General features: G+C 72.6%; 8 protein-coding genes and 1 pseudogene. 4 read left to right on the top strand and 5 right to left on the bottom strand.

Going from position 1 to position 7,632, the window contains the following annotated elements:
- Positions 1–176, bottom strand: a 176-nt coding sequence (locus ACFZBX_RS35470; protein WP_391537935.1) for an acyl-CoA dehydrogenase family protein, incomplete at its 3' end; no start/stop codon positions are given.
- Between the two features lie 90 nt (positions 177–266).
- The gene (locus ACFZBX_RS35465) at positions 267–1,445 is read right to left on the bottom strand and encodes an LCP family protein (protein ID WP_391537930.1); all 1,179 of its coding nucleotides are present in this window, start codon (positions 1,443–1,445) and stop codon (positions 267–269) included.
- Between the two features lie 167 nt (positions 1,446–1,612).
- Between ACFZBX_RS35465 and ACFZBX_RS35460 the strand changes: the two genes are divergently transcribed.
- Both ACFZBX_RS35460 and ACFZBX_RS35455 read left to right on the top strand, forming a co-directional pair.
- Entirely contained in the window at positions 1,613–2,950 is a 1,338-nt protein-coding gene (locus ACFZBX_RS35460; RefSeq protein ID WP_391537929.1) for a UDP-glucose dehydrogenase family protein, read from the top strand.
- 49 nt (positions 2,951–2,999) lie between these two features.
- Positions 3,000–3,413: a CoA-binding protein gene (locus ACFZBX_RS35455; RefSeq protein WP_391537928.1), complete on the top strand. Its 414-nt coding sequence runs from the start codon at positions 3,000–3,002 to the stop codon at positions 3,411–3,413.
- Between the two features lie 47 nt (positions 3,414–3,460).
- Here the strand turns inward: ACFZBX_RS35455 and ACFZBX_RS35450 are convergent, their stop codons facing one another.
- The 3 genes from ACFZBX_RS35450 to ACFZBX_RS35440 are packed head-to-tail and all read right to left on the bottom strand — an operon-like array spanning position 3,461 to position 6,356.
- On the bottom strand, positions 3,461–4,684 hold the full coding sequence (locus tag ACFZBX_RS35450) for a dipeptidase (protein WP_391537927.1): 1,224 nt from the start codon (positions 4,682–4,684) through the stop codon (positions 3,461–3,463).
- Between the two features lie 23 nt (positions 4,685–4,707).
- Positions 4,708–5,241: a 5-(carboxyamino)imidazole ribonucleotide mutase gene (gene purE, locus ACFZBX_RS35445; RefSeq protein ID WP_391537926.1), complete on the bottom strand. Its 534-nt coding sequence runs from the start codon at positions 5,239–5,241 to the stop codon at positions 4,708–4,710.
- Positions 5,238–6,356, bottom strand: a complete 1,119-nt coding sequence (locus tag ACFZBX_RS35440) for a 5-(carboxyamino)imidazole ribonucleotide synthase (protein ID WP_391537925.1) — start codon at positions 6,354–6,356, stop codon at positions 5,238–5,240. The genes purE and ACFZBX_RS35440 overlap by 4 nt, the downstream gene beginning before the upstream one ends.
- A 289-nt stretch (positions 6,357–6,645) precedes the next feature.
- Here ACFZBX_RS35440 and ACFZBX_RS35435 point away from each other — a divergent pair, with 289 nt between their 5' ends.
- Both ACFZBX_RS35435 and ACFZBX_RS35430 read left to right on the top strand, forming a co-directional pair.
- Entirely contained in the window at positions 6,646–7,218 is a 573-nt protein-coding gene (locus tag ACFZBX_RS35435) for a GtrA family protein (protein ID WP_391537924.1), read from the top strand.
- 112 nt (positions 7,219–7,330) lie between these two features.
- Positions 7,331–7,624, top strand: a pseudogene (locus ACFZBX_RS35430) (ester cyclase); the annotation flags it as partial.
- Between the last annotated feature and the right edge of the window lie 8 nt (positions 7,625–7,632).

Here is a 7,632-nt window from a genome sequence, read left to right as displayed (position 1 = left end):
TCATTGCCCTGCAACGCATCGAGCGCCTCCTGCGGGAACCGCCCCTCCTCGTCCACCTCCGCCGCGAACGGAGCGATCTTCGCCTCGGCCAGCGAGCGCACCGCCTCCCGCAGCATCCCGTGCTCCTCGGAGACCCGGAAGAGGTCGAAGTCCGCCGCCCCTGCGCTGCCCGCCATGATGCCTGCCTCTTCGGAGAGTCGTGCCGCTGTGGCACCGGTTAATTACCGTTAAGTAGATCCTAGGCCTCCGACCTGCGGCTGCCTAGATCAGTCGACGTCGGCCCCGAGGGTGTCGCCGGCGGGGCGCTCGCGGAAGTACTGCTCCGTGCGGTCGTTGCGGATCGCCTCCCAGAGCCGCTCCGCGGGGAGGTCGGCCAGCAGCACCACGCTCTGCTCGCCCCGGGTGGCGTAGCCGCCGAACGGCGCGTTCAGGAAGCGCACGTCGTCCGCGCGCAGCGAGCGCAGGCTCCAGGCGAGTTGGTACAGGTCGGTGTTGGAGAGCCGGTCGTCGACGCTGACCACCTCGCCGACCGTGCCCAGCAGGCCGCCGAGCCGTGCGGGGCTGGTGAGCGTGCCGGAGTCCATGACCTTGAGCATCAGCGCCCGCAGGAAGTTCTGCTGGCGCCTGGTGCGGTCGAGGTCGCCGCCGGGCAGGCCGTAGCGCTCCCGGACGTAGAGCAGCGCGGTGGCGCCGTCCATGTGGTGGGTGCCGGCCTCCCAGGCGCGGGCCTCGCCGACGCCCTCGATGGTGCGCGGCACGGTGATGTCGACGCCGCCGACCGCGTCGGTGAGGGCGCGGAAGCCGTTCCAGTCGATCACGGCGAGGTGGTCGACGCGGATGCCGGTGAGGTTCTGCACGGTCTCGGTCATCAGCGCCGGGCCGCCCCAGGAGTAGGCGGCGTTCAGCTTGGCCTCGCCGTGGCCGGGCACCGGAACCCAGGTGTCCCGGGGCAGCGAGACCAGGGTGGCGGAGCGGCGGTCCTCGGAGAGGTGCAGCAGCATCATGGTGTCGCTGCGGGCCGCGCCGGCCCGCCAGGCCGGGGCCTTGGCGGCGCTGCCGGTGGCGGGGGTGTCGGAGCGGGCGTCCAGGCCGACCAGCAGGAGGTTGAGTCCGCTGCCCGGGACGGGCTTCGGCTGGGCGGACTCGGGCACGCTCGGGAAGGCGTCCGGGATGCGGTGGACGGAGGAGGCGTAGTGCTCGGCCGTCCACCAGAGGGCGCCGCAGCCGCCGATCACGAGCACCAGGAGGGTGGAGAGGGTCCAGAGCAGCACCCGGCGGGTGCGCCGGCGGCGGGACGGCGGCTCGGCACCGGGGCCCGCCGGTTCCGGTTCGCCGTCGGACTCGCCCGGCTTCTCCCCTTGCCGCTCCCTGGGCTCGAAGAGGCTCAGCCCGGAGGGTTCCGGCCGCCGCCCGGGCTCGTTCGGCTGTTCGTCCTCCGCCTCCATGGGCGTATTGTGCCGCCGCCCCGGGCCCGTGCGCCGGGCTTCCCGGACAACGGCCGAAACCGGGGCCCGTGCGACCGTCTGGGTCCTCCCCCGTCGGCCGGATAGCATCGGTGGGCGCGGCTCCCACCCGGAGCCGTGCCGCCCGACGCCCGCCCGAAGGGAATACCGTGACCCTCCGCATCTCCGTGATCGGCACCGGCTATCTCGGCGCCACCCACGCCGCCGCCATGGCGGAGTTCGGCTTCGAGGTGCTGGGGCTGGACATCGACCCGGAGAAGATCGCCACACTGACGGCCGGCCGGGTCCCGATGTACGAGCCGGGCCTGTCCGAACTGCTGCTCAAGCATGTGGCCGGGCACGAGGGTTCGACCGGGCGGCTGCGGTTCACCACCTCCGCCCAGGAGGCCGCCGAGTTCGGCGACGTGCACTTCGTCTGCGTCAACACCCCGCAGCGCAAGGGCGAGTTCGCCGCCGACATGTCGTACGTGGACGCCGCGATCGACGCGCTGGCCCCGCATCTGACCCGCCCGGCGCTGGTGGTCGGCAAGTCCACCGTGCCGGTCGGCTCGGCGAGCCGGCTGGCGGAGCGGCTGGCCGCGCTGGCCCCGGTCGGCGAGGACGCCGAACTCGCCTGGAACCCGGAGTTCCTGCGCGAGGGCTTCGCCGTCCAGGACACCCTGCGCCCGGACCGGATCGTGATCGGCGCCCGCGGCGAGCGCGCCGAGCGGCTGCTGCGCGAGGTGTACGCCGAGCCGATCGCCGCCGGCGTGCCGTTCCTGGTCACCGACTACGCGACCGCCGAACTGGTGAAGACCGCCGCCAACTCCTTCCTGGCCACCAAGATCTCCTTCATCAACGCGATGGCCGAGGTCTGCGAGGCGGCCGGCGCCGACGTCACCCAGCTGAGCGCCGCGCTCGCGCTGGACGAGCGGATCGGCGGCAAGTTCCTCAACTCCGGCCTGGGCTTCGGCGGCGGCTGCCTGCCCAAGGACATCCGGGCGTTCATGGCCCGGGCCGGCGAGCTGGGCGCCGACCAGGCGCTGACCTTCCTGCGCGAGGTCGACTCGATCAACATGCGCCGCCGCTCCCGGATGGTCGAGCTGGCCCGCGAGCAGTGCGACGGCGGCTTCCTGGGCCGGCGGGTCGCCGTCCTCGGCGCCGCGTTCAAGCCCAACTCCGACGACATCCGGGACTCGCCCGCGCTCAACGTCGCCGCCCAGATCCAGCTCCAGGGCGCGCAGGTCACCGTCTACGACCCCAAGGCGATGGACAACGCGCGCAAGATGTTCCCGAGCCTCGCCTACGCGCCCTCCGCGCTGGAGGCCGCCGAGGGCGCGCACGTCGTGCTGCACCTCACCGAGTGGCAGGAGTTCCGCCGGCTCGACCCGGCCGGGCTGGGCGCCGTGGTCGCCGAGCGCCGGCTGCTCGACGGGCGCAACGTCCTCGACGCCGAGGCCTGGCGCGCCGCCGGCTGGACCTACCGCGCCCTGGGCCGCCCGAGCTGACCCCGGGCCCCGGGGGAATCCCCCGCGCCGGCCGCTCGTTGCCCCGACCATGACGAACTACGGCGACGAAGCGACGGTCCGCTCCATCCTCACCGCCAAGGGCGACACCTGGGCGGTGGTCGGCCTGTCCACCAACACCGCCCGCGCCGCGTACGGCGTGGCGCGGGTGCTGCAGCGCTACGGCAAGCGGGTCGTGCCCGTCCACCCGAAGGCCGAGACGGTCCTCGGCGAGCAGGGCTACCGCTCGCTCGCCGAGATCCCGTTCCCGGTCGACGTGGTGGACGTGTTCGTGAACAGCGAACTGGCGGGCGAGGTCGCGGACCAGGCCGTGGCGGCCGGGGCCGGAGCGGTCTGGTTCCAGCTCGGCGTGGTGGACGAGGCCGCGTACGAGCGGACCACCGCCGCCGGGGTGGAGATGGTCATGGACAAGTGCCCGGCCATCGAGATCCCGCTGCTGGACTGACCCCGCCCCCGCCAGACCGCCCCGGCCGCCCCGCCCGCCGTCAGCCGTCAGCCGTCGAGTCCGCGCGGGCCGCTGAGGGTGGCGAGGGACGGGGTGCGGCCCCCGGCGCGGAGCCGGGTGGCGGCGGCCTCGGCGTCACGCAGCACGCGGACGGCGTTGTGCCAGGTGAGCTTCCCGAGGTCGGTCGCGGACCAGCCGCGGCGCAGCAGTTCGGCGACCAGGTTGGGGTAGCCGGCGACATCGTCGAGGCCGTCCGGGAGGAAGGCGGTGCCGTCGTAGTCGCCGCCGATGCCGATGTGGTCGATGCCGGCGACCTCGCGCATGTGGTCGAGGTGGTCGGCGACGGTGGTGACCGTGGCGACCGGGCGCGGGTTGGCCTGCTCGAAGGCGCGCTGGCAGTCCATCGCGGCGGGGGTGGTGTCGAGGTGGTCGAAGCCGTGGGCGCGCATGTTCTCGTCCGCGGCGGCGGTCCACTCTATGGCGGCGGGCAGGATGAACTTGGGCACGAAGGTGGCCATGGCGACGCCGCCGTTGTCCGCGAGCCGGGCCAGCACGTCGTCGGGGACGTTGCGCGGGTGGGGACAGACGGCGCGCGCGGAGGAGTGCGAGAAGAGCACCGGCGCCTCGCTGACCCGCAGGGCGTCGCGCATGGTGTCGGCGGAGACGTGCGAGAGGTCGACCAGCATGCCGAGCCGGTTCATCTCCCGGACGACCTCCTCGCCGAAGGCGGTGAGGCCGCCCGCGGCGGGCTCGTCGGTGGCGGAGTCGGCCCACGGGGTGTTGTCGTTGTGGGTGAGCGTCAGGTAGCGGACGCCGAGCGCGTACAGGGCGCGCAGGGTGGCGAGCGAGCAGTCGATGGAGTGGCCGCCCTCGGCGCCGATGAGGGAGGCGATCCGGCCCTCGGCGCGGGCGGCCTCCAGGTCGTCGGCGGTGAGCGCGAGCCGCAGCCGGTCGGGGAAGCGGCCGACCAGGGCGTGGACGAAGTCGATCTGTTCGAGGGTGGCGCTGACGGCATGGTCCCCGGCGAGCCGGCTGGGCACGTAGACGGACCAGAACTGCGCGCCGACCCCGCCCGCGGTGAGGCGGGCGAGGTCGGTGTGCAGTCTGGCGCTCTGGTCGGCGGCCAGGTCGAGCGCGTCCAGGTCGTAGCCGACCTGCTCGCGCATCGCCCAGGGGAGGTCGTTGTGACCGTCCACCACGGGGGTGGCGCGGAGGACGGCCTTGGCGCGCTCCAGCAGAGCGGGGGTGGAGTCCAACAGCTCAGAGGTCATACGAGCTGTTCTATCCGATTTGACTACTTTCCAAAGCCGAAGGAGGAGGAACCCGCCACCTTGGCCCGGAGCTTCTTGCCCTTCTCGGTGGCCTGGCCGTTCAGTTCGGCCTGGAAGTCGGTCATCCGCTCGGTCAGCTCGGGGTCGAAGGCGGCCAGCATCCGCACCGCCAGCAGGCCCGCGTTGCGCGCGCCCGCCACCGAGACGGTGGCGACCGGCACGCCGGCCGGCATCTGCACGATCGACAGCAGGCTGTCCATGCCGTCCAGGTAGCGCAGCGGCACCGGAACGCCGATCACCGGCAGCGGGGTGACCGAGGCGAGCATGCCCGGCAGGTGGGCGGCGCCGCCGGCGCCGGCGATGATCGCCTTCAGCCCGCGCTTGTGGGCGTTCTCGCCGTAGGCGACCATCTCGCGCGGCATCCGGTGCGCGGAGACGACGTCGACCTCGTAGGGGATCTCGAACTCGTCGAGGGCCTGGGCGGCGGCCTCCATCACGGGCCAGTCGGAGTCCGAGCCCATGACGATGCCGACGAGCGGAGTGGCGGGAGAGGTCATTCGGTGATCGTTCCTCGCAGGTAGGCGGCCGCGTGGCGGGCGCGCTCGCGGACGTCGTCGAGGTCGTCCCCGAAGACGTTGACGTGGCCGACCTTGCGGCCGGGCTTCACGTCCTTGCCGTACATGTGGATGCGCAGGCCGGGGTCACGGGCCATGCAGTGCAGGAAGGCGTGGTACATGTCCGGGTAGTCGCCGCCCAGGACGTTGACCATGACGGTCCACTTGGCACGCGGCCGGGGGTCGCCGAGCGGCAGGTCGAGGACGGCCCGCAGGTGGTTCTCGAACTGCGAGGTGACGGCGCCGTCCTGGCTCCAGTGCCCCGAGTTGTGCGGCCGCATGGCCAGCTCGTTGACCAGGATCCGGCCGTCGCGGGTCTGGAACAGCTCGACGGCGAGGTGGCCGGTGATGTCCAGCTCGCCGGCGATCCGCAGGGCCAGCTGCTGGGCCTCGTCGGACAGGGCCGGGTCGAGGTCCGGCGCGGGGGCGGTGACCTCGGCGCAGACGCCGTTCTCCTGGACGCTCTCCACCACCGGGTAGGCCACGGCCTGGCCGCTGGGCGAGCGGACCACGTTGGCGGCCAGCTCGCGGACGAAGTCGACCTTCTCCTCGGCGAGCACCGGGACGCCGGCCAGGAACGGGGCCGCGGCCTCCTCCTCGTCGCCGACCACCCAGACGCCCTTGCCGTCGTAACCGCCGCGGACGGTCTTCAGGACCACCGGATACCCGGCGCCCTCGTTCGCGAAGGCGGTCACGTCGGCCGGGTCGGCGACGAGCCGGTGCCGGGGGCAGGGGACGCCGATGGAGTCGAGCCTGGCCCGCATCACACCCTTGTCCTGGGCGTTGACCAGCGCGTCCGGGCCCGGCCGGACGGCGACGCCGTCGGCCTGAAGGGCCCGCAGGTGCTCGGTCGGCACGTGCTCGTGGTCGAAGGTGATCACGTCGCAGCCCTCGGCGAAGCGCCGGAGGGTGTCGAGGTCGCGGTAGTCGCCGAGGACGACGTCGGAGACGACCTGCGCCGCCGAGTCCTGGGGAGTGTCGGCAAGGAGCTTGAACCGGATCCCGAGCGGGATGCCCGCCTGGTGTGCCATGCGGGCAAGCTGCCCGCCGCCGATCATGCCAACCACTGGAAAATTCGCGTTGCCCGGGGAAGTCACCCCGCCAGGATATCCGGGCCGGTCGGAGGCCGTGGAACCGCTCCCCGCGCAGCCGCGTCCCTGAGGACGGGCCCACATGCACGCGACGGAGGGGCTGAGCCGATCGGTGGAACCGGGTAGCCTGGTCGGCCAGGTCCTGATATGCGCGATCCGATCATGTGCGTGCACGCAGGGCTCAAGGGGTTGACAGCACTCAGGCCGTCGGCGTCCTTTCGTCCGCAGGCACACAGGCACACGGAGGCAGCCCGGTATGGCGACGACCACGGCGTCGGAACCCTCGCTGGCGCAGAAACTGCGCGGCCTGTCGGGCGAGGCGGTGAAGTTCGGCCTGGTCGGCCTCAGCGGTGTCGTGGTGAACTTCGCCGTCTTCTGGGTCTGCCTCAACGGTCTGCACCTGGCCTCCCTGCGCTCCAACATCGCCGCCACCCTGGTCGCGATCGCCACCAACTACCTGGGCTACCGCTACTGGCTGTACCGGGACCGCGACGCCGCCTCGCGCAAGCGGGAGATCACCCTGTTCCTGGTGTTCAGCGGCGCCGGCATGCTGATCGAGACCGGTGTGCTGGGCTTCTCGGTGTACGTGCTGGGACTCTCCTCGCACGTCCAGCAGGTGGCCGCGAAGGTCGGCGGCCTCGGGCTCGGCACGGTGTTCCGCTTCATCTCGTACCGGACCTGGGTGTTCAAGGCCGTCCCGGAGCCGACCGAGGAGCAGCTCGCCGCGGCCCGCGCCGAGGCCGCCCAGGGCGCTCCGGCCGACGGCGTGGTCGCCCAGGCCGAGCTGATGCTGGCCGCCGAGCAGATCCGGTACGCCAAGGCCGAGTAGCCCGCCCCGCTCCCCCGGTTGCCGTCGTGGCCGTCCCGGGAGGACAGTGGTGACGGAGGGCGAGCACGGCCGGCGAACGATCGAGGCCGCGGGGGACCCCAGGAGGCTCGCCATGACCTTCGTCCAGATCATCGACTGCCGCACCGACCACGTCGACGAGTTCAACGGCCTGCTGGACCGCTGGGCCGACCAGACTGAGGGGCGGCGCACCGTCGACCACGCGATGGTCGCCACCGACCGCTCCGACCCGCGGCACGTGGTGGAGATCGTCGAGTTCCCGTCCTACGAGGCCGCGATGCGCAACTCGGGCCTGCCGGAGACCGACCGGATCTACCGCGAGATGGTCGCGCTCTGCGACGCGCCGCCCACCTTCACTGACCTGGACGTGGTCCGGGACACCAGGCTCTGACGCCG

Origin of the sequence: Kitasatospora sp. NPDC008115 (assembly GCF_042957205.1) — a bacterium.
Lineage (GTDB): Bacteria > Actinomycetota > Actinomycetes > Streptomycetales > Streptomycetaceae > Kitasatospora.
The sequence above is the reverse complement of the archived record's forward strand: the minus strand, read 5'-3'. Positions and strand labels throughout refer to the sequence as shown.